A 22154-nucleotide genomic window follows, 5' to 3' on the forward strand; every position below is an offset into this window, starting at 1 on the left:
AACTCCGAATCCGCCCGACTCGCCGCTCTGCCAGCATGGATCCACGAGTACAACCACCACCGGCCCCACTCAGCAATCGGGAAGGCCGCCCCCATCGCCAGGTTGAACAACCTGGCTGGGCATCACAGCTGGGTCACGCCGGACCCCTCGTTCTCGACTCATCCGTGCTTCGAGGCCACAGCGCCCACTCAACCCATCTGCGAAGCCTTCGGACGCAGCCGGGCGTGCCGCGGTCTTCAGTGTCCGTACGTGCCGAGTGCGGGTGTGGACAGCGAGGCGACAAGGACAGGGTGCCTGGCACTGCCCTCAGGCACCTCGTTGGGACGAGAGAGGCCAGGGGGCGGGCGGAGGTTGCTCCGCCGCCCGCCCCACTTGTCACCTGGCGGTCAGGACAGCAGTGCCTTCATCGTGTCGATCTCGGCCGTCTGTGACGTCACGATGCTGCGTGCAAGGTCGACGGCGGCCATGTACTGTCCGTCGCTCTGTTCGGCCTTCGCCATCTCCACGGCGCCCTCGTGGTGCTCCACCATCATCTCCAACCACATGGTCTGGAAGTCCGCATCCGAGGCGTCTTCGAGTGCTCCCATGTCGTCGGAGCTCATCATTCCCGCCATGTTGTCGTCGTTCATCGACTCGCCCATGTCGTCCATGTCGTGACCCGCGTTGGAGTGGTCCCGCACGGTTTCGGGAACTTCCTCGTCCCAGTCGGTGAGCCAGTCCGTGAACGTCTCAATCTCGGGAGCTTGGGCTTCGCGGATCTGCTCAGCCAACTGCTGCACCTCGGGGTCGAGGGGCCGGTCGATGGTGAGGTCGACCATCGACAGGGCTTGAGCGTGGTGCTGCAACATGTTGGAGGCGAACTCCACGTCGGCGTCGTTGTGTTCAGTGGTGGACACCTCCGACGTAGTGGCGGTGTTGGCGTCGTCGTTGCCGCAGGCAGCGGCAGTGAATGCCAGCGCTGCGGTGATGGTGAGCGCGCCGAGGGCGCGGGTGGTGCGGTTGGTACGCATAAAGGTGTCTCCTGTAGTCAGGCGTGTCTGAAATGGGCAGCGCGTGCCGCATCACCCGGTTGGGCCGGGTGGGCGGCGTGCTACCTGTCAGCAACGAATGACGGAGAAGGTCCAGACGTACGGTGGTCCGGTGCCGAGACGGGCAGTGACCCATCTGGTGACGCTAGTGAGGGCGGTGGGTCGATGTGCCCATACGCGAGGCTTGTGACGCAGGCCCAGGAGCAGCAGCAGGAGTGCAGCTGCTGTGGTGGCAAGCATGGCGAAGCACAGCATCACCATGCTGCCAAGGCTGTGCCCGTCTCCGCCATCCGGTGCGGTGCTGGCCATGCCAGCGGGGGCCACTTCGGTGAGGCTGGCGAGCGAGCCAGTGGACATGTCACCGTGCCCCCCAGTCCCGGGACTGGTCACCGGGCTGGTCATGGCGGAGTGGTCGGTGTTGCCCAGGACGCCGTGGGTGCTCAGGGCGTGCATCCCGATGATGCCGAGCACGAGGGACGCGACGACAACAGGGAGCAGCGCGGGCAACGCCCTGCTCACCGTGTCTGCGACTCGGCGCATTGGGTTCATCCCTTCCAGCCTACGGTCCTACGTAATGACGCAGTCAGTTGAGGTGCTGGGTGCGCAAGCGCAGGGCGTTGGTGATGACACTGACTGAGGACAGTGCCATTGCGGCGGCGGCAATCATCGGTGAGAGCAGCAGCCCGGTCACCGGGTAGAGCACTCCGGCCGCGATCGGGATGCCTGCCACGTTGTACATGAACGCGAACACGAGGTTCTGGCGGATGTTCGACATCGTCGCGGCGGACAACTGCCGGGCACGGACGATGCCGGTCAGGTCACCATTGAGCAGAGTGACCCCGGCGGACTCGATCGCTACGTCGGTGCCGGTGCCCATGGCGAGGCCGACATCGGCTGCCGCTAGCGCGGGGGCGTCGTTGACACCGTCACCGGCCATGGCGACCACTCGACCTTCGGCGCGCAGGCGTTGCACCACGTCGGCCTTGTGGTCGGGAAGAACTTCGGCTTCCACCCGGTCAATGCCCAGGCTGCGGGCGACCGCCTCGGCGGTGACCCGGTTGTCGCCGGTCAGCATCACGACCTCGATCCCGGCAGCGTGCAACGCTTGGACTGCTTCGGGGGTGGTGGCCTTGACGGGGTCGGCGATGGCGAAGATGCCTGCCACATGGGTGTCGATGCCGATGAAGATGACGGTGGCACCGTCGCCCCGCAACCGGTCGGCCTCACTCAGGAGAGCCGTCGGGTCCATGTGCCGGCTGGTCAGGAAGTCGGCGCTGCCCAGCGTGACGGTGCGCCCGTCCACGACACCCACTACGCCACGTCCGACGGGTGAGTCGAAGTCGCTCACCGCCGGGATGGGCAGATGCTTGTCGTTGGCCGCATTGACGATGGCTTGAGCCAGCGGGTGCTCGGAGGCACGTTCGACCCCGGCCGCCAGCCGCAGCAGCTCATCAGCTTCGAAGCCGGCGACGGGACCGATATGGGTGACGGAAGGGCGTCCTTCGGTGAGGGTGCCGGTCTTGTCCACCACGAGGGTGTTGACCTTCTCCATCCGCTCCAGCGCTTCGGCGTTCTTGATGAGGACACCCATCTGCGCTCCGCGTCCCACACCGACCATGATGGACACCGGTGTGGCGAGCCCGAGGGCACACGGGCAGGCGATGATGAGGACCGCGACCGCCACGACGAGGGCGTGTGCCAGTCGTGGGTCAGGGCCAACAAGCGCCCACACGGCGAACGCGACGACGGCGATGGTGATGACAACGGGAACGAAGACGGCGGCGACCCGGTCTGCCATCCGCTGAATGGGTGCACGGGAGCGTTGAGCGTCGGCAACCATCTGCACGATGCGGGCCAACATGGTGTCGCGACCGACCTTCTCGGCGACCATGACGAGTGACCCGGTCTGGTTGATGGTGCCGCCGATGACCGTGTCTCCTATGGTCTTGGTGGTCGGCATCGACTCACCGGTCAGCAAGGACTCATCGACGGAGGAGCGTCCTTCTTCGACCGTGCCGTCGACCGGGACCTTCTCGCCCGGTCGGACCCGCAACCGGTCACCCAGTTGCACCTCGTCCAGGGCCACCTCTTCGTCGGTGCCGTCGTCACGGACCCGTCGGGCCGTCTTGGGGCTCAGGTCGAGCAGCGCCTTGATGGCACCGGAGGTTTGTTCACGGGCGCGTAGTTCCAGAACCTGCCCCAGCAGGACGAGGGTGGTGATGACGGCGGCGGCTTCGAAGTAGACATCGACAGCGCCGTCCATGCGGAACGCTTCAGGGAAGATATCCGGCGCGACCGTGGCGACCACGCTGAACAACCACGCCACACCGGTGCCCATCGCGATCAGCGTGAACATGTTCAGATGCATGGTCCGAACTGACGTCCAGCCCCGCTGGAAAAAGGGCCACCCGGCCCACAACACCACCGGTGTCGCCAACACCAGCTGCACCCACGCAGAGGTTCGCGGGGAGATCAGGTCGTGAATCGCTGGGAACAGGTCCCCACCCATCCCGAGGATGAGGACCGGGATGGACAGCACGACACCGCCCCAGAACCGGCGGGTCATGTCGGCGAGCTCGGCGTTCGGGCCGGTGTCGGCTGTCACCAGGACCGGCTCCAACGCCATCCCGCAGATGGGGCACGACCCGGGTCCCGGCTGGCGGATCTCGGGGTGCATCGGGCACGTGTACTCCGCCACCTCAGCCCCCGTAGGAACCTCAATCACGGCGGCTGCCTCATGCCCAGCGTGGCCGACGTGTCCCGCATGCCCGGCGTACTGGGCGGGGTTCGCCTCGAACTTCGCTTGGCACCCTGCGGAGCAGAAGTGGAACGTCTCCCCATCGTGCACCGCCGTGAGCGTGCTCGTTGCAGGGTTCACGTCCATGCCGCACACCGGGTCCGTGCCGGTCGATGTGGGGGGCGCATCGTGGTGGGTCGGATGGCTGGTCATACTTCGACGATACCCCCTAGGGGTATACCGTCAAGAGCCAGACGGCCCCAACCTCAAGACGAAGAAGCAGAAGGACCTAGCTGCTCGGGCTTTCGATCGAAGGCGTCGTCGTCGGATGCGTCCGGGCGCGGATCGGGAGTGCTCCGCAACGCGCTCCTCGCAGCGATCGCCTTACGCGCACCTTCGGGTCCCGCCACGACCCAATGTCGTCCTGCTGTACCGGCGCCGCGCTGATCATCGTGGTCGTCTTCACAGGCTTCGCGACGGGCGAGCTGGTGATGATCCAGCTGATGGGCTTCGGAGTGGGCGTGGCCTGCTCGCGGAGGCCACGCTGATCCGCATGGTGGTCGTGCCCGCAGCGACGACGCTCCTCGGCCGCTGTAGCTGTACCTGCCCAGCTGGCTGGACTGGATGCCTGGCATCACGTCGAGGGGGACCCGCACCGCTGCCTCGACGACGTCTGACGTGCGGGCGCGCGTCCCGGTACTGACCTGACTGTCCCGCCGCGTCCAATCCCGGCAGCGGGGGTCCCATGAGGGAGAGGACAACACGTGCGTCGTGCTTCGCTCAGTCGGAGCAACTCCCCGGGCAGCTGCTGCTGTCCGGGGAGGTCTCTGGTGTTGCTCGTTCGTGAGAACTCTCAGTGCAGGTGCATGTGGGCGGCGTCGGCCTTTCCCGCGGGCATCCGGACGACGGCCAGCGCGGCGAAGGCCAGGGCGATCGCCGTGATGGCCACCGAGCCACGGGAGTAGGCCTCGACGACGCCCGAGGCCGCGGTGAGGGTGCCGGCATTGCCGGCGATGGCCGACAGGACGGCCACCCCGAGGGCTGCGCCGACCTCGTGTCCCGTCATCAGGAAGCCGGATGCCATCCCGGCGTGTTCCGCCGGAATGCCGTTCAGGGCCGTGCCGGCAACCGCTGCAAACACCAAGCCCGCCCCGAGTCCGACGATGCACAGCCCCGGCAGCAGTCCGCCAACGTACGAGGACGCGGTGTCGGCACGCGACAAGAGCAGGCCACCGCCAGCGACGACGGCGAGGCCGACTGCGGCGATGGTCCGGACCGGGAGATGGGCGCTGCCGCGCGCGGCCAGGTGAGTGCCGAGGACGAGCGTGGCGGCGAGCGGGAGGAACGCGAGCCCCGACTCCAGTGCGGAGTAGCCGAGCGCGGTCTGCCCGAAGATCGACGTCAGGAACACCACCGACATGAGGAGTCCGGTGATCCCGAGCATCACCGTCGTGCTCGACACCAGGCTCGAGATCTTCCATGTGTGCGGGTGCACGAGGGGCTGCTCTGCGTGCCGCTCGAGAACCACGAACGCGACCATCAGGCTCGCGGCGGCGCCCAGTCCGATGGCGGTCGGGACGGAGGTCCAGCCTTCGGACTCGACGCGAGCCAGCGTGAACATCAAGGTGCCGAGCGAGCCGACACCGACCAGGGCTCCAGGGACGTCGAACGCAGCCAAGCCGGCGGGTCCCTTCGGGTCCTTCGCGACGACATGGAGAGTGCCGACGATGGCGAGCACCCCGACGGGCACGTTGATCCAGAAGATCGCTTCCCAGCTGGTCCAGGTGGTGAGGACGCCGCCAAGCGCGACGCCGACGGCGATGCCCAGGCCGCCGATCGCGCCCCAGAGCGCGAGGCCGCGCGCCCGCTGCGTACCGGTGTAGGTGGTGCTGATGATGGACAGGGCCGCCGGCGTCATGAGGGCCGCTGCGGCTCCCTGAGCGGCACGCCCGCCGATGAGCTCCGCCGCGCTCCCGGAGAAGCCGGTGAACAGGGACGCGACGGTGAATAGGGTCAGCCCTGTGAGGAAGACCGCGCGTCGGGAGACCAGGTCGGCGATCCGACCTCCGAGGAGCAGGATGCCACCGGACATCAGGAGGTAAGCGGTGACGACCCACTGCAGGTCACTGCTGGCCAGTCCCAGTTCGTGGCCGATGGTGGGCATCGCGGTGTTGACGACCGAGATGTCAATGACGACGAGGACCTGAGCGACGAGTGCCACGATCATCGGTCCCCAGGGTCGTGTGTCGGTGTGGGCGTCCGCCTCGACGGCGGTGCCGTGGTGTCCGTGCATGGGTGCCTCCAGGTGTGAGTGGTGAGTAGCGAGCGGTGCGGTGGATGTGCTGGTGACTCTCCGGGGGTGGCGGCCCGGTCGCCCCGGTCACGTGGCCGGGATCGCCGGAGTTACGCGCTCGGTCGCGCGAGCGTCGATCCCAGGGCGGCGGTCAGGAGCGACACGAGGGCGGCGGCCGTGAACGCCGCGGAGAAGCCCGAGGTGTCGAGGGCGCCGTCGACCGGGTGACCGGCTGCGAGTCCGACGACGATGAACAGGGCAGTTCCGAGAGCGCCACCGACCTGCATAGAGGCCCCAGCGAGACCGGAGGCCAGGCCCGTGTGCGTTCCGGGCACGGCAGATGCCAGGGCCATCGTGGTGGGGGTGAAGCTCAGCGCGACGCCGGTGGCGACGAGGAGCAGGCCCGGGAGGATCGCGACGGCGTACCCGGAACCTGACGGCACGTACGCCAGCCAGAGGTGGCCGGAGGCAAGGACGACGAGTCCCAGGACGAGACTGCGCACCGGTCCGACGGCGCCGAGCAGGCGCGGCAGCACCGTCACCGAGACCGCGAACCCCGTCAGGGAGGTGGGGACCATGGCGAAGCCCGCCTGCTCCGGGGACATGGCGAGGACCTGCTGGAAGTAGAGCGCCACCAGCACGAAGGTCGAGGCGCGGGACGCTCCGCCGAGCAGCGCAACAGCCGTGCTCGTCCGCAACCTGCGGGAGCGGAAGAGCTCGAGCGGGACCAGCGGATCTGCGGCCCGCCGCTCGATGACCACGAAGATGGCCATCAGTGCCAGCGAGACGGACAGCAGGCCGGCGACCCGCGGCGAGGTCCAGGGGTGGTCGACGGCGTCGACGGCGCCGTGCACGAGCGTGATCACAGCGCCCGTGACCGCGGCGGCACCCGCCCAGTCGACCGTACGGCGGACACCCACCGCATCCTCTGCCAGCACCCGTCGGCCGAGCGCCACGGCAGCCAGTGACACGGGGACAGTCACGAGGAACACTGCCCGCCAACCGACGGTTCCGGCGAGGACACCCCCTGACACCACACCCGTGGCTCCGCCCAGCGTGGAGGCGGCGCCCCACGCTCCCATCGCCCGGGCGCGTTGCTCGGGTGGGAACGTGGCCAACAGGAGGGACATCGCGGCCGGGCTGAGGCCGGCGGCGCCGATGCCCTGCACGACGCGGCCCAGGATCAGCAGCTCCTTGTTCACCGCCAATGCCGCGAGCAGGGTGCCTGCCGTGAAGAGGGATGCCCCCAGGAGGAAGATGCGGCGGCGACCGATGAGGTCTGCGGCCCTTCCGGACAGCAGCAGGAGCCCTGCGAAGGCGAGAACGTAGGCATTGACGACCCAGGTCACGGCCGCGGGACCGAAGCCGAGGTCCTGCTGGATCGAGGGCAGCGCGACATTCACGATCGAGCCGTCGAGCATCACGAGGAATTGTGCCGAGACGAGCAGGCCGAGCGTCACTCGACCATGGCGGGTCATGGTCGTCACCGGCTGCGTCGGAAGGGGTGTCGTTGCGGTGCTCATGGTGGCTCCTCACGCGGCGAGTCGGGAGAGGATGGAGACAGGTCGGACTGCGCGGGCTGTGCCGCACCGGGAGCAGTGACGGCCGCGGACGCGGTCCAGGTCCTGTCCGCACCAGCACACGTCGGGGGCGTCTCCCGCCGGGGGCGTCACCTGCGTCGTGACCGGGATCGTCGAGATCATGTTCATTGTGCTCACCGCCTGAGATGGTTGGGTTGGTTGGCGCCGTTGCCGGCCGATGTGTCCACGATGTCGCTGGACGCCGGCGCTCGAACCGGTCGAATGGCCGGGTTGCGCGGCCAGCGGGGTCAGCGACTCGCGACAGGTGTTCCCGTGCGGACCGCGCGCACGACAGCGGCGATGGCCTGCACGGATGCGACGGCCCCCACGGGGTCCTCGACCATTCCGGCATGGCTGGCCGCCACCTCGTGGGTGATGGCGTTGGTGGACAGGCCTGCCATGCGCTCCTGCGCCTCGGTCCAGCCGTCGGTGTCGTCAGCGGTGTCCGCGCTGGTCAGCACGACCAAGGGACGGTCGTCCAGGTCGCTGAGCGCCTGGGCCTGCCGGAACACCACGGGCAGCATTGACAGCTCGTCACGCGCATTGCGGCCGGCGCGTGTCGTGGCCGACATGGCGTCCACGGGGGCCGCGTCGCCGGCGCGAAGGTGTGAACCGGCCAGCACCGCTCCGAGCCCCAGCCGCCCCAGCGTGGGCAGGACGCCGTACGCGCGTCGCATCATGGCGTACTGCAACGGATAGCTGGGGATCACGTCGAACTGGTGGGGACTCGTGCTGTCGAGCAGCACCATCCCGGCCACCTCGTCGGCGTACTGGCCGGCGTACGTCATCGCGTAGGGACCGCCGATCGAGTGGCCGACCAGCACGAACGGGCCGCTCTCCCCCGCCGCCACGAGCAGTGCTCGGAGGTCCGCGGCGGCGGCGATCCCGTCTTGGGGATCTCCGACGTCGTCACTCCACCCTTGTCCCGCGCGGTCGTAGGCGCAGACCCGAGTGGTGGGCGAGACCCCGTCGAGGATCCGGGCCCAAGACCCGGAGAACTCGCCGAGGCCGCTGAAGAGGACCACGGTCGGCCGGCCCTGGCCGCGACAGTCGATGTGGAGGTCGTGGTCGCCCACGGAACGGACCGTGCCCGGCGCCGGATAGGTGCCGGCGAAGGAGTCCGTGGTGACGGTCCTGACTCCGGCCCCCACCGAGGCGGCTGCGAGAAGGACCAGCGCCGACGTCACTAGCCAGCGGCCCGGACCCGTCAGCGCACGCCGCATGTGGACGTACGTCCACCCGGTCAGCGCCAGCACGAGCGGCGGCCACACCCACGTGAGCACGGTGAGTGTGTGGTCGGAGGGGGCGACAGCCATCAGGACAGCGCCCGTGAAGGTCATCGAGACCGCTGGGACCGCAGCCCAGGTTTGAGGGCTGCGCGTCCGCGAGGCGAGAGCGCGGAGCATTGCCCAGCCGAGACCGAAGCCGATCAACGCCGCACCAGTGGTCACCCCTTCAGTGGCGCCCGGGACGACCACCATCGTCAGGAGGACCGCGACTGCGACTCCCGTGGCCAAGGAGCCGAGGACGACCCGGGTGACCGGGCGGCCCCCGGGGCTGGCGTGGGTCGATCGCACGCTGTGGTGCACATCGGTGCTCATGGGCGTCTCGCTCTCGCAGTGAAGGGGTGTGTGGCACTGCTGACGAGAGTGGGCGCACAGCCGCGCCATCACCCCGGCCAGATGACCGGGATGTGCGCGACGGGCGCGACGGCCGCCTCAGGCGAGGTCGAGTCGGGCCAGCTCGCCGCGCGAAGTGACGCCGGCCTTGGCGAAGACGTTGCGCAGGTGGAACGCGACCGTGCGGGGAGAGATCCAGCACTGCGCGGCCACGTCCTTGTTGGACAAGCCCGAGCTGACGAGCTGGGCGATCTTGAGCTCCGTCGGTGTGAGCTGCAGCAACGTGGAGGGATCGCGCTTGCGGGCGGTCTCACCGGAGGCGCGCAACTCTTGGTCCGCACGCGATGCCAGCGCCTCGGCCCGCACGTCCTGGAAGGTCTCGAACGAACGCCGCAGGTGGACGCGTGCGTCGACGCGCCGCTGGCTGCGGCGCAGCCACTCGCCGTACGCCAACTGGACGCGGGCCACGTCGACCGGACGATCACCGCGCGAGCCGTGCGCCAACGCCTCCTCGAACAGACGCTCCGCACCGGTCTCGGCTGTCACGGCCCGACCGAACGACACCGCGGAGAGCGCCCATGGCCTCCCGGTCGCCTCGGCGAATGTAGCGAGCTCGTCGGTCCAAGCCAGTGCTGTCCCCACCTCCCCTGCGCGGACCGCGGCCTCGATCCGCTCCGTCGCGGCCAGTCGTTGGAGGACCGGAAGTCGCAGCCGACCGAGCTGGTGGAAGGCACCGGACGTGTCCCCCGCGCTGGCCGCGCGAACGCCCATCGCCCACCGCGTCAGGTCGTGGACCGGATCGGCCATGATGCCCAGCGGATGCGCGGCGACCACCCCCTCGAGATGCTGTAGCAGCTCGTCGTAGTCGTCCCGGTCCCGCTGGGCGGCCAGGAGCACCAGCCAGGCGATCGGGAGCGCAGTGACGGCGGACTGCCCGATGTTTGCGCCCAGCGCTACGGCCTCCTCGGCACTGACCCGCAGCGCGACGTGGTCGCCGGTCGTCCAGTAGCCGAAGCAGAGCCGCTGCAGGCAGTAGATGACGGCTGTGGCCGCGCCCGCCTCCCGTGCCCGTGAGAGCGCGAAGGAGTAGAACTGCTGCTGACGGGCTTCGTCACCGAGCTGGAGCGCGGCGTTGCCGAGGTTCCACAGGACGTCACGGTCATCGACGTCCTTGCCGATCTCGAGCGCGACGTCCAGGGCATCCATCGCCGCTGCCCAGTCCGCGTCCGCCACCAGGGTCATCGCCCCGAGCATCTGTTGCAGGCAGCGTGTTCGCGGGGAGGTGTCTGCGGTGGTGGCCGTCAGGAGGTCCTCGGAGCGCAACGGCGTACCGCTGTCGGCACCGAAGGTGCGCATGACTGCCGCGGCGACTCCGATGTCGAGCGCACGCACCGGGTCGACCGGGAGGACCGCGTGCGCGGCGTCGACGAAGACGCGGTGCGCCTCGGCTGCGGAGCCGATGTTGACCTCGATGTGCCCGCGCAGTCGGGCCACGTCGCACTGCAGGAGGGGGTCGTCGGTGCCCTCCCGGGCCGCCGAAAGGAATGCCTGTGCGCGCGCCGCCTGACCGCACGCCCAGGCGCTGCGCCCTGCGGCGAAGCTCAGCCGGGCGCGACGTACCGCGTCGCCGGACAGCTCCGCCGCCCGCTCGTACGCCGCCAGGGCCGCGACGTGTCCCCCTCGCCGTTGCGACTGCTCACCCACGCCCTCGAGGGAGTCGACCAGGTCCTCGTCCCGGCCCTCCGCTGCCTTGGCACGGTGCCAGATCTCGCGTTCGTTGTGGCCCGACCCGGCCAGCGCCTCTGCCAGGGCGCGGTGCGCCCCCCGTCGTTCCATCCCGGCCGCGGACTGGTAGATAGCGGAGCGCACGAGCGGGTGCCGCAGCGACATCGAACCGCCTTGGTCCACCAGCAGCCCGGAGTCGAACGCTTCCTGCATGACGGCCTCGTCCAGTCCCCACTGCCCGCCCGCCCGGCGCAGCACGTCGAGCTCGCCGGTGTCGTCAGCTGCCGCCAGCAGCAACACGCGTTGCACCGGACCCGCAAGCTGACGGCTTCGGTCGAGGAAGGCCCGCTCGACCCGGGCCGTGAGGTGGAGCGTGGTCGGCAGTGCCGCCGTCCCCTCGAGCTGGGCTGCGGTGAGCTCGCCGGGCAGCTCCAGCAGGGCCAAGGGGTTTCCGCTCGTCTCCGCGATGAGGCGTTGGGCCACCTCGTCGGCCGGTTCACCGGCCAGCCGGGTGGCGAGGAGCGCTCGCGCCGCGTCGACGTCGAGCCCGGTGAGCGTCACCTCAGCCAAGCCGGGCGCCTCGAACGTTGCGGCCGCACCGTCACGGGCCCCGAACACCATCACCACCCGGTCCGCACCGAGGCGTCGAGCGCAAAAGAGCAGTGCTCCTGCACTGGCGGGGTCCAGCCAGTGTGCGTCGTCGACGACGCACAGCAGGGGGGTCTCCTCCGCAGCCGCCGTCAGCAACGAGAGGGTGGCCACTCCCACGAGGAAAGGTTCGACCGAGGGGCCGTCGTCCTCGCCGAAGGCGATCGCGAGTGCCCGCGCCTGAGGCGGCGGAAGGTGCGCCCGGAGCCGTGACAGCGGCCGCAGCAGGCGATGCAGGGCGGCGAACGCGAGCGGCGCCTCGACTTCGAGGCCCTGGGTGCGCAGCAACACGGCACCGTCGCCCTCGGCCACCAGCGCATCGAGCAACGCGGTCTTGCCTACACCTGGCTCACCGCGTACGACGAGGCTGCGGGCCGTTCCGTGGCGGGCCTCAGCGAGGAGCGCCGCCAGGAGCGCCCGCTCGGGGTCACGGCCGACCAGCACATGCCGAAATTACACGCTTCTCGGTCCGACCGGCCCGGACAACCCGGCATTTTGGCCGGCGCGAGGCAACCGGTCCAGCCCACAGGATCGACCTCATCGGGCGCCACCTCGCCCCGATCCGCCGTTCGCCCTTGGAGCCCCCTGATGCCTGACCAGTTTCCCGCCGACCCCGCCCACGACCGACACTCCCGGAAGCAGGGGCGACGGCAGATCGGCATCCTCGTCTTCGACGGGGTCGAGGAGCTGGACGCGGTCGGTCCGTGGGAGGTCCTCTCCCACTGGACCCAGCAGTATCCCGAGGACGGCTGGGACGCCTTCTGCCTGTCGGTCGACGGTGGCCCCGTGGTCGGGGCCAAGTCCCTGGTGCTGGGGGCACACCACTCGTTCGACGACGCTCCCCTACTCGACGTGCTCATCCACCCGGGGGGGCCCGGCACCAGGCCGATGATCCAAGACCCGACTCACCTCGACTGGGTCCGCAAGGCCCGGAGCGCGGTTCCCCTGATGGCTTCGGTCTGCACCGGGAGCCTCGTCTATGCGGCGGCCGGCCTGCTGACGGGGCGACGGGCGACCACCCACTGGGCATCGCTGAACCTGCTGTCCGAGCTCGACCCCACCGTCATCACCGACGTGGAGGCACGCTTCGTCGACGACGGCGACCTCATCACCAGTGCCGGCGTGAGCGCCGGGATCGACATGGCCCTGCACCTGGTGGCGCGCCTCGCGGTCGTCGACCGCGCCCGCGAGGTCCGTCGCTACCTCCAGTACGACCCGATGCCTCCGGTCTGATCCACATCACCCTCCACGACACCGAGAAGGACAAGGACATGAGCTCTCACATCCCCGCCACCGAGACCGCCACGATGCTGGCGATTACGCAGGCCCGCTACGGCGGCTCCGACGTCATGCGGCTCGGGCAGGTGCCTCGTCCCGTGGTCCGCGACGGTCAGGTGCTGATCCGTGTCCGCGCCGCCGGGCTCGACCGCGGCACCGAACACCTGATGACCGGCAAGCCGTACGCCGTTCGGCTCGCTACCGGCCTCCGCCGACCGAAGAACGCCGTGCCCGGCCGCGACGTCGCCGGCACGGTGGCCGCCGTGGGTGCCGGCGTGACCAGGTTCGTCCCCGGGGTCGAGGTGTACGGCGTCGCCCCTAGCGCGTTCGCGGAGTACGCCGTCGCGGGTGAGGAGAAGCTGGCCCTCATGCCGGCTGGCCTCTCCTTCGCCCAGGCTTCCGTCGTGCCGATCTCGGCAGGAACCGCGCTCCAGGCCCTCACCGTCGCGAGAGTGTCGCCCGGACAGTCCGTGCTGGTGACCGGGGCCTCTGGGGGCGTCGGCGGCTACGCGGTACAGCTGGCCGTCAGCCTCGGCGCCGAGGTGACTGGAGTCTGCAGCCGCGCCAAGACGGATCATGTGACCGCCATGGGCGCCCATCATGTCTTGGACTACACCCGCGACGACTGGGCCGACGGGACACGTCGCTACGACCTCGTCCTGGACGTCGCGGGCAATCCGTCCGCACGCCGATAGCGGCGCGCGTTGACTCCTCGCGGAACGGTTGTCTTCATGGGAGGCGAGGGCAGCGGCGCGATCACGGGGATGAGCCGCCAGCTGCGAGGGGCCCTGCTCTCACCCTTCCTGCGGCAGAGACTTGTCCTGCTGATGGCGCGTGAGCGCGGCGGTGACTACGAGCGACTCACTCAGCTCATCGGGGCCGGTCAGCTCATCCCTGCCTTGGACCGCTGCTACCCGCTCGAGCGGGCAGCCGAGGCCATGCGGCACCTAGAGGACGGAGCGATCCGCGGGAAGGTCGCCATCACGCTCTAATCACTGGCGGCTACGGGTGCTCCGTCGAGCCAACACGATCACCAGTCCGAGGAGCACGAGCGTGTACAGACCCCAACCAAAGCGCTCTTAGGGCTGGACAACACCTCGCTCATCATCGTGATCATGTTCCCGATCCTCTTCGGGCTCTCTATGGCCTACGGGTCTTCCTGCTCTCCCGCATCCGGGAGGAGTACGCCGCGACCGGCGACAAGGCCGAGTCCGTGGCCCGGGGCCTCGCCGGATCGGGACGGACCATCACCTCCGCAGCGCTCATCATGATCGCCGTCTTCCTGGCAGCCTGTTACCGCGGGGGCGCACAACGACCGACGCTCGACCCACCGCTCGGCAGCGCGTGGCGCTGGGAGGCCGCGATAGGAGGCGGGACGAAAGACTCGTCCAACGCAGACGTAAGTCCCGCGAGCGCCGTCCGGTGGTCTTCCCACTCGCTGGGCGGCAGCGCGGCTTCCAAGACGCCGGCTACGATCGCGGCCATTGAGTAGGGCTGGTCGACAGGCACTTGGTCCAGGGCGCACCACGCCTTGGCCCCATCGCCTGCCAGCCAGCTGGAGAACGCGGCTAGTGACGCTGCGGGGGCGCGTACCTGGTCGGGGGGCACGGCGGGTGAGGTCGATCCATAGCGCCTGATGGTCACGGGACGTCTCACGTGTCATCTGTCCCCACAACGCATCGCGGGTGCTCGTGGCCTGAACGGCGACAAGAAGACGCGCCGCATCTGCGTCGCTGAGTCGGGCGCCGTCGACGAGGAACTCCGCGACACGCATTCCGGCCCATTCCCGCTCTGCGGCGGGCGTTGCGTCGGCCGCCGTGTCGTCCTTGAGCAGGGCGGCCACCGGCTTTCGGTCGCCCGCCATGCTGGCCGCCATCGTTTCTCGGCTCGCGGCGGGGCGCGCACTTCCGCTGTAGACACTCGTTGCGGCCATCTTGTCGGCCGCGTCTTGGCTGCAGCGACCGTTGGCCGAAGTGTTGAACTCGACCCATACGGAGTCGTTGGTCCACAGCCGCACCGGGGTTCTGATGCCGATCTCGCCGAGCCTACGGCCGATGTCGTGGCTTGAGGCGGCGGCGTTCGCTTGGTCGGAGGTGAAGCACAACACGGCCATCCCTACCGGCCCGTCGGCGCGCCGCGCGTGCGCAACTAGTGCCTCGCGCAGGCTCCCATCCCACAACTGACTGCGGTCAGCGTCCGTCGCTGGGATGTCCACGCGCACCCACGGCAGAGCCTGGTTGAAAGGCACTAGCACCAGTGACTCCTGCGGGTGGAAGCCCAGCACGTACGGTACCGCCGCGATCGCATCCTCGTGAGAGCTGATGACCAGGGTGCTCATGTCCCCTCCCCCTCAACCTGCAGCGCCGCTGGCTTCGACCTGCGCCGACAGCCGCCGAGGTTGGGCGCCGCTGGCCTCGAGGGAGGGCCCGCCGTCCACGGCGCCTGCGTCCTTGGCGACCAGACGCCTGAGCCTCGTTGCTTCACGAGCGGTCAGCGTCTCGCCGCACCATTCGACGGCCTCCTTAAGACTCAACCCTTCGGCGTCCGTCAATTGACGCAGCGCAGCCGCCGCTCGCTTCTCGGTCGCGGCCACTGCCGCGTCCCGTTCACCGATCGCGACCATGACCTGTTCGGCCAGCGCGATCGTCCGCGCTTCTCCGTCAATCCGTTCGCGTCGACGCCTTTCGGCCATCTCTCGTGCTGTACGCCGCGCCTGCTGTCTGATCGTTTGCTGACTCATCCGGCCGACCTCTCACTCGGATTCACATGACTCGAACAACCCCCTAAGTCAGCCCGCCTACTCCGAGCGGTCATCACCTAACCCGCAGACCGCCGAACCCGCATGCCCTGTCGCACGAACAAGACCAGCGTCCCCCCAGAAATTCCCCACCTTCCAAGTCCCACACACCTCTTGCATTCCCGGTTCGCCGACGAGAAGCGCCCCGCGACGTCCCGCGTAGCGAACGACCGTCGCGGCTGACCGTTGCGAGGCGCGGATCGGACATAGGTCCACGTGACCATGAGCCTCCACAAACTGACCGCCGGATCGGGGTACGACTACCTGACCCGCCAAGTCGCCGCGCTGGACGCCACCGACAGGGGCCACACCGGGCTCGCCAGCTACTACACCGAAAGGGGCGAGACACCCGGCGTCTGGATGGGCTCCGGCATGGCTGGCATCGACGGGCTGTCCGCCGGTGACGTCGTCACCGCCGACCACATGCAGAACCTGTTCGGCGCCGGGCACCACCCCCTGGCAACCGAACGCACCAGGGTGCTGGATCTGCGCATCGGCCGCCCCGGCCTCAAGCGGCCCACCGAATCCGACTATCAGGCGGCCGCTCGTCTCGGCGCCCCGTACAAGGTCCACGCAGACGACGTCAGCGCGTTCCGGATCGAGGTCGCCAAGCGATTCGCTGAGTGGAACTCAGCTGCCGGCCATCCCGGGGACTACCCAGTTCCCGTCGCTGAGCGTGCCCGGATCCGCACCGAGGTCGCCCGCGACTTCTTCCGCGCCGAGCACGGTCGCGAGCCCAGCCAGGGCACCGAGGGTGCCCGCGAGCTCGCCGCCACCATCGCCAAGGACTCCCGCCCGCGGACCAACGCCGTCGCCGGTTACGACCTCACCTTCTCCCCCGTCAAGAGCGTCTCGACACTGTGGGCGGTCGCCGATCCGAAGACCGCCGCACTCATAGAACGTGCCCACCAGGCCGCAGTCCAGGACGCCCTGGACTTCCTCGAAGCAAGGGCCCTGTTCACGCGCCAGGGCGCCAACGGGGTCCGTCAGGTCGACGTCCGCGGGCTGGTCGCCACCGCGTTCACCCACCGCGACTCCCGCGCCGGAGACCCCGACCTGCACACCCACGTCGCCGTCGCGAACAAAGTCCAAACCCTCTCCCCCGACGGCACCCCCAACGGGACCGCTGGTGGGACGGGCAAGTGGTTGGCCATCGACGGACGGCCCCTGCACAAGGCGGTCGTCTCGGCCTCGGAGACCTACAACACCGCGCTCGAACGGCACCTCGTCGACATGCTCGGCGTGCGCTTCGCCGAGCGCCCGGACACCGATGCCCGCAAACGACCGGTGCGCGAGATCGTCGGCGTCGACCCGCAACTCAACGCGCGGTTCTCCAAACGCCGGCTCCACGTCGAGGATCGCCGCAAAGTCCTCGTCACCGGGTTCCAGGCCACCCACGGCCGACCCCCGACTCCCGTCGAAACACTTCAGCTCGCCCAGCAGGCCACTCTCGAAACCCGCGAAGCCAAGCACGAACCACGCTCACTCGCCGAACAGCGCGACACCTGGCACCGCGAAGCCGTCGAGGTCCTTGGCACCCCACAACGGGTCACGCAGATGATCCACGACGCACTCCGCCCGGCTTCGGGCCTCGCATGGAACCCGGCACTGAACTCGAGGGCAGTCGCGACGTCGCCGGCCGACTCGCGGGTGGATGCGGCCTGGTTCGCCACCACCGCCGACCGCATCGTGACGACGATGGAAGGCGGGCGCAGCACCTGGCAGTACTGGCACGTCTACGCCGAAGCCCAACGCCAAGTCCGGGCCGCGAACGTGACGACCAACCAGGTCGTCCACGTCGTCGACCTACTGGTGAACGAGGTCCTTGACGGCCGGTCGGTCAGCCTCGCCCGGCCCACGGACGAGGCTGCCGGGATCAACGAACCGGTCGAGCTGCGCCGCGCCGACGGCACCTCGGTATACAGCACGGCCGGCTCCGCCCTGTTCACCTCGAGCAAGGTTCTCGCAGCCGAAGAGCGCCTCGTGGTGGCCGCTGGACGTCGCGACGGGTACGCCGCGGAAGCATCCTCGGTCGACCTCGCGCTCTTGGAGTCGACGGCCAACGGGGTCACGCTCAACGCCGGTCAGGCGACCCTGGTGTGGGAGATGGCGACCTCCGGTGCCCGCCTGCAGCTGGCGATCGCGCCCGCTGGATCGGGCAAGACCACCGCGATGCGCGCACTCGCCGGCGCCTGGACCGACAGCGGCGGCACCATCGTTGGCCTCGCACCCTCGGCCGCTGCCGCAGACGCCCTGCGATCGCAAATCGACAGCCAGACGGAGACGTTAGCCAAGCTCACCCACTCCATCGAGCGGGCCCGCCTGAGCGAAGCCCGCTCTGGCGATGCGGTGCCTGACTGGGTTGCTGGCATCGACTCCTCGACCCTCGTCGTGATCGACGAAGCCGGGATGGCCGACACCGTGTCCCTGGACGTGGCGGTCTCCTACATCCTCGAGCGTGGCGGCAGCGTCCGGCTCATTGGGGACGACCAGCAGCTCGCTGCGATCGGCGCCGGTGGCGTGCTCCGCGACATTCGAGTTACCCACGGCGCGCTCCAGCTCACCGAGCTGGTCAGGTTCACCGACCCCGCCGAGGCCGCGGCATCGCTGGCGCTACGCGAGGGCAATAGCGAGTCGTTTGGGTTCTACCTCGACCGCGACCGCGTCCATGTTGGTGACCTGGCCACGATGACCGAGGACGTCTTCGCTGCCTGGCGGAGCGACCGAGCCGCCGGGCTGGACTCCATCATGCTCGCGCCCACCCGCGACCTGGTGGCTGAGCTCAACCGGCAGGCGCGGTCCCACCGGCTCGCCGAAACCGCTCCCGCTGACCCGGTCCACCCGGCCAGCGCTGGCCTTGTTCGGCGGCTCGCGGACGGTAACGAGGCCTCCTCTGGGGACCTGATCATCACCCGAGCCAACGACCGCCGGCTCCGCACCTCAGCCACCGACTGGGTCAAGAACGGTGACCGATGGCACCTGCACGAGATCCACGACGACGGCGACCTCACCGTGCAGCACACACGCCACGGCCGGACCGTCCGACTCCCCCGCGACTACGTCGAGACGGCCACCGAACTCGGCTACGCCTGCACCGTGCACACCGCCCAAGGCATCACCGCCGACACCATGCACGGCCTCGCCACCGGGAGTGAGTCACGCCAGCAGCTCTACACGATGATGACGCGAGGCGCGATCGCCAACCACGTCTACCTCGAAGTCGTCGGCGACGGCGACCCCCACTCGGTCATCCACCCGACACTGGTCCGCCCGCTCACCCCGACCGACATCCTCGATCAGGTCCTGGCCCGCGACGACACCCAACGCTCCGCGACCAGCCTCCTACGGGACCAGGCCGACCCCGCGACCCGCCTCGGCGACGCCGCCCAGCGCTACCTCGACAGCCTTTACGTCGCGGCCGAAATGGTGGTCGGCGTCGACGTCGTCGAGGCCCTCGACGCCACAGCCGGCGAGATCGTGCCCGGTCTCACTGATCAACCCGCGTGGCCTGCACTCCGCTCGCACCTCCTGCTCGGGGGCGCCCAAGGAGGCGACCCGACCGCGAGACTGCGCTCTACAGCGGAGTCTCGCGAGATCGACACCGCCACGGACACCGCCGCCGTGCTCGACTGGCGCCTGGACTCCTCCGGCCACCGAGGCACGAGCACCGCAGCCATCCCTCCCCCGCTGCCGTGGATGCCAGGGATCCCCGACCGCCTGGCCGACGACCCGAAGTGGGGCGCCTACCTCTCCCGGCGCGCGCGCCTCGTCGAGCAGCTCGCCGGCGACGTGCGCGCCAGTGCCGCTGAACGGGCCGCGCTCCCGGCCTGGGCGCAGAACGGGATGAGCCCTGACCCCAAGAACACTGACACGGTGGCGGACATCGTGGCTGAGGTGGAGGTGTGGCGCGCCGCCATGCAAGTCCCCGCCGACGATCGGCGACCCACCGGTGCGCCGCAGCTGCAGAAGGCCTCCTCCACCTACCAGCGGCGACTCAACCGCGCCGTCACCGGCGAGCGCACCCCGGCACTCATCGAATGGCGCCAGCTGCTGCACGCCCTGGCACCGCAGGTCCAAGGCGACGAGTTCACACCCCTGTTGGCCGAGCGCTTGGCCGCCATGTCGCGGGCCGGCATCCAGGCCCACCAGCTGCTCCGCACCGCCGCCGCGGCCGGCGGTCCGCTGCCCGATGAGCACGCCGCAGCAGCGCTGTGGTGGCGGATGGCCCGCCACCTGGCCCCCGCCGTTGCTGCGCAGGCCGGGGACGGCGCACACGGTGAGGGAGTCACCACCGCCTGGTCGACCCAGCTGCCGGACCTGCTGGGCACGAAACGCGCCGCGCACATCCGGGCTAGCACCTGGTGGCCGGCGCTGGTGGTAAATATTGACCGCGGGCTGCAGCGCGGCTGGCAGCTTGAGGACCTGTTGGGCACGCGTCGCCCGCTGCTCAGGGACGGCTGGGAGGGCGTCGACGAGTGCCAGACACTGGTGTGGCGTACGTCGATCGCGCTCGACCCCATCCCCGACGAGAACGGGCACTCCGAGTACGCCGACCGATTCCAAGAGCCCCCGGCGGACCTGTGGGAGGGCGTCGAAGTCGACCCCACCGACGTCTCCCAAGTCCCTCACGTGGACCTTTCCGATGACGTCGTATGGACGCTCACCGAAGGTCCCCGCCACGACCCCGGCCACGATCCCGACCAGCAGGACGACAACCTCGTGGACCCGGTGGACCTCGTCAGCATCGCCGCGTCGATGATCGCCGACAACGTCGACCAGGTCGACCAGGTCGACCAGGTCGACCAGGTCGACACCGTGGACGAGGCTCGAGTCGTCGAGGGCGACCTGAGACTCGCCGGGTACATCCGCGACTTGGGCCCCATCGCACTTGAGCCGACCGACGCCGACATCGGACTGATGTACCAGCGCGCCGAGGAGTGGTACTCCTGTCCCGTCACTCGCGAGCGGATGGTCGAGATCAACGATATGGCCCAGACCTTCTTCGAGACGCAGTTCGACGACTCATGGGGCCGCGCCTACCTGGCCGAGAGGTTCGGTCTCGACATGGCCGGACACGAGGACTTCCGCTTCGGCCAAGCGCCGCCTGGGTGGACCCACCTCGTTACCCATCTGCGCCGCCACGGCGTCACCGATACTGAGATGCTCGCCGCCGGCGTCGCCAGGAAGTCGTCGAGGGGCAACCTGATCGACCGGTTCCGCGACCGCGTCATGTTCCCCGTCGTCCACGAGAACCAGATCCTCGGGTTCGTCGGCCGACGCCGCCCGGACCTCGACGACGCCGACCAAACACCCGGCGGGGCCGGCCCGAAGTACCTCAACACCGCCAACACCCCCCTGTTCCACAAGAGCGCGCAGCTGTTCGGCGTCGTCGACGAGCTCATCAACCCAGCAGTCGGACCTGGCGCCGTGCCGGTGATCGTCGAGGGCCCCATAGACGCGATTGCCGTCACCCTAGCCAGCGCCGGCCGCTACCTCGGAGTGGCCCCCCTGGGCACGTCACTCAGCGACGAACAGGCCACCCAGCTTGCCGCCCTGACCCGACACGCAGGCCATGACCCGATGGTGGCCACCGACGCCGACCTGGCTGGGCAGATCGCCGCCGAACGTGACTTCTGGATGCTCACCCCCCACGGCCTCGACCCCGGCTACGTGCGCTTCCCCGACGGGCTCGACCCCGCCGACGTGTTCGCCCAGCGCGGCCCCGCAGCCCTGACCGCTGCCCTCACCGGCAGTACATCCCTGGGTGAGAAGATCCTGTCCGAGCGGCTCGACAACCTCGACCCAGAGCAGGCCGGCGTGGCCGCGATGCGCGTCCTCGCAGCCCGACCAAGCCACGCCTGGGACTCAGGCACCGAACAGATCCTCACCCGCCTCCAGGTCACTCAGCTACAAGTCCGCCGCGACCTGCGCGACGCAGTCAAGGTCTGGGATGCCGACCCCCGCACGATCGCCCAGGACGAAATGCACAGCACCACCGAGGTCCGCAGGCGGCTCGAAGCCGCCGCCGCGAAGTCGCCGGCCGAGCGATGGGCACCCCTCGCCCGACAGCTCGACTCGCGCCTACTCGAGCAGAGTGACTGGCCGGCAACGGCAGCGATGCTGCAGCAGGTCCACGAAGAAGGCCACGACATCAACACCGTGACCAGAGCCCTGGTCGACGAAGCGCCACTGAGTTACCGGCCCGCAGCCGATCTCCGCTACCGGATCGTGTCCCACCTACAGACTGGCGTGGACACAGGCGAGACACCTGATCCCCGTACGTCGCCCTCCACCGGCATCGCCCAAGAGCAGCGAGAGACACCCGTTCACCGCCCGCCTCAACCCGGATCGCCGCAACGCTGACTCATCCCGGCCCGATTGGTGCCACTCGGCTCTACGCCCGAAGGTGCTGCCGCCAACCGGACGCAAGAGAGGTTCTCGCTTCGCGC

14 protein-coding genes and 3 pseudogenes are annotated in these 22154 nt (G+C 69.3%); 7 read left to right on the forward strand and 10 right to left on the reverse strand.

The genetic code is table 11. The annotated features are described in order from the left end of the window. Nucleotides 1-126, forward strand: a pseudogene (locus tag JWN97_RS12845) (integrase core domain-containing protein); the annotation flags it as partial. 260 nt (nucleotides 127-386) lie between these two features. On the opposite strand, the gene JWN97_RS12850 reads toward JWN97_RS12845, so the two are convergent. The 3 genes from JWN97_RS12850 to JWN97_RS12860 all read right to left on the reverse strand — a co-directional run bounded on the left by JWN97_RS12850 (nucleotide 387) and on the right by JWN97_RS12860 (nucleotide 3978). Beyond that, nucleotides 387-1010: a DUF305 domain-containing protein gene (locus JWN97_RS12850; RefSeq protein ID WP_297623121.1), complete on the reverse strand. Its 624-nt coding sequence runs from the start codon at nucleotides 1008-1010 to the stop codon at nucleotides 387-389. Between the two features lie 87 nt (nucleotides 1011-1097). After that, the gene (locus JWN97_RS12855) at nucleotides 1098-1577 is read right to left on the reverse strand and encodes a hypothetical protein (RefSeq protein WP_297623123.1); all 480 of its coding nucleotides are present in this window, start codon (nucleotides 1575-1577) and stop codon (nucleotides 1098-1100) included. Nucleotides 1578-1611: 34 nt separating this feature from the next. Then, the gene (locus JWN97_RS12860; RefSeq protein ID WP_297623125.1) at nucleotides 1612-3978 is read right to left on the reverse strand and encodes a heavy metal translocating P-type ATPase; all 2367 of its coding nucleotides are present in this window, start codon (nucleotides 3976-3978) and stop codon (nucleotides 1612-1614) included. Between the two features lie 203 nt (nucleotides 3979-4181). Here JWN97_RS12860 and JWN97_RS12865 point away from each other — a divergent pair, with 203 nt between their 5' ends. Then, nucleotides 4182-4313 (forward strand): hypothetical protein, encoded by a 132-nt coding sequence (locus JWN97_RS12865; RefSeq protein ID WP_297623127.1) that lies wholly within the window; start codon nucleotides 4182-4184, stop codon nucleotides 4311-4313. Nucleotides 4314-4618: 305 nt separating this feature from the next. Here the strand turns inward: JWN97_RS12865 and JWN97_RS12870 are convergent, their stop codons facing one another. The 4 genes from JWN97_RS12870 to JWN97_RS12885 all read right to left on the reverse strand — a co-directional run bounded on the left by JWN97_RS12870 (nucleotide 4619) and on the right by JWN97_RS12885 (nucleotide 12074). Next, on the reverse strand, nucleotides 4619-6058 hold the full coding sequence (locus tag JWN97_RS12870) for an MFS transporter (protein ID WP_297623130.1): 1440 nt from the start codon (nucleotides 6056-6058) through the stop codon (nucleotides 4619-4621). Between the two features lie 110 nt (nucleotides 6059-6168). Then, nucleotides 6169-7581 (reverse strand): MFS transporter, encoded by a 1413-nt coding sequence (locus JWN97_RS12875; protein WP_297623132.1) that lies wholly within the window; start codon nucleotides 7579-7581, stop codon nucleotides 6169-6171. A gap of 305 nt (nucleotides 7582-7886) precedes the next feature. Then, on the reverse strand, nucleotides 7887-9239 hold the full coding sequence (locus JWN97_RS12880; RefSeq protein ID WP_297623134.1) for an alpha/beta hydrolase: 1353 nt from the start codon (nucleotides 9237-9239) through the stop codon (nucleotides 7887-7889). 117 nt (nucleotides 9240-9356) lie between these two features. Next, nucleotides 9357-12074 carry a LuxR family transcriptional regulator gene (locus JWN97_RS12885; protein WP_297623136.1) on the reverse strand — a complete coding sequence of 906 codons (2718 nt, stop codon included), beginning with the start codon at nucleotides 12072-12074 and terminating at the stop codon, nucleotides 9357-9359. Between the two features lie 144 nt (nucleotides 12075-12218). Between JWN97_RS12885 and JWN97_RS12890 the strand changes: the two genes are divergently transcribed. From JWN97_RS12890 to JWN97_RS12905, 4 genes are all read left to right on the forward strand, one after another. After that, nucleotides 12219-12863, forward strand: a complete 645-nt coding sequence (locus tag JWN97_RS12890) for a DJ-1/PfpI family protein (protein ID WP_297623138.1) — start codon at nucleotides 12219-12221, stop codon at nucleotides 12861-12863. 38 nt (nucleotides 12864-12901) lie between these two features. Further along, nucleotides 12902-13603: an NAD(P)-dependent alcohol dehydrogenase gene (locus tag JWN97_RS12895; RefSeq protein WP_297623139.1), complete on the forward strand. Its 702-nt coding sequence runs from the start codon at nucleotides 12902-12904 to the stop codon at nucleotides 13601-13603. A gap of 9 nt (nucleotides 13604-13612) precedes the next feature. Next, on the forward strand, nucleotides 13613-13900 hold the full coding sequence (locus JWN97_RS12900) for a zinc-binding dehydrogenase (RefSeq protein WP_297623141.1): 288 nt from the start codon (nucleotides 13613-13615) through the stop codon (nucleotides 13898-13900). Nucleotides 13901-14121: 221 nt separating this feature from the next. After that, the gene (locus JWN97_RS12905) at nucleotides 14122-14400 is read left to right on the forward strand and encodes a hypothetical protein (RefSeq protein ID WP_297623143.1); all 279 of its coding nucleotides are present in this window, start codon (nucleotides 14122-14124) and stop codon (nucleotides 14398-14400) included. Nucleotides 14401-14408: 8 nt separating this feature from the next. Here the strand turns inward: JWN97_RS12905 and JWN97_RS21240 are convergent. From JWN97_RS21240 to JWN97_RS12910, 3 genes and pseudogenes are all read right to left on the reverse strand, one after another. Continuing rightward, nucleotides 14409-14564: pseudogene (locus JWN97_RS21240) on the reverse strand (hypothetical protein); the annotation flags it as partial. Beyond that, nucleotides 14560-15246, reverse strand: a pseudogene (locus JWN97_RS21245) (DUF4192 family protein); the annotation flags it as partial. The pseudogenes JWN97_RS21245 and JWN97_RS21240, both read right to left, overlap by 5 nt. A gap of 12 nt (nucleotides 15247-15258) precedes the next feature. Continuing rightward, the gene (locus JWN97_RS12910) at nucleotides 15259-15648 is read right to left on the reverse strand and encodes a hypothetical protein (RefSeq protein ID WP_297623144.1); all 390 of its coding nucleotides are present in this window, start codon (nucleotides 15646-15648) and stop codon (nucleotides 15259-15261) included. 279 nt (nucleotides 15649-15927) lie between these two features. Between JWN97_RS12910 and mobF the strand changes: the two genes are divergently transcribed. After that, complete coding sequence (gene mobF, locus JWN97_RS12915) at nucleotides 15928-22068, forward strand: MobF family relaxase (protein WP_297623146.1); 6141 nt, start codon at nucleotides 15928-15930, stop codon at nucleotides 22066-22068. Nucleotides 22069-22154: the final 86 nt, after the last annotated feature.

The sequence above is a fragment of the Nocardioides sp. genome (genome assembly GCF_025965415.1).
Classification (GTDB): Bacteria; Actinomycetota; Actinomycetes; order Propionibacteriales; family Nocardioidaceae; genus Nocardioides.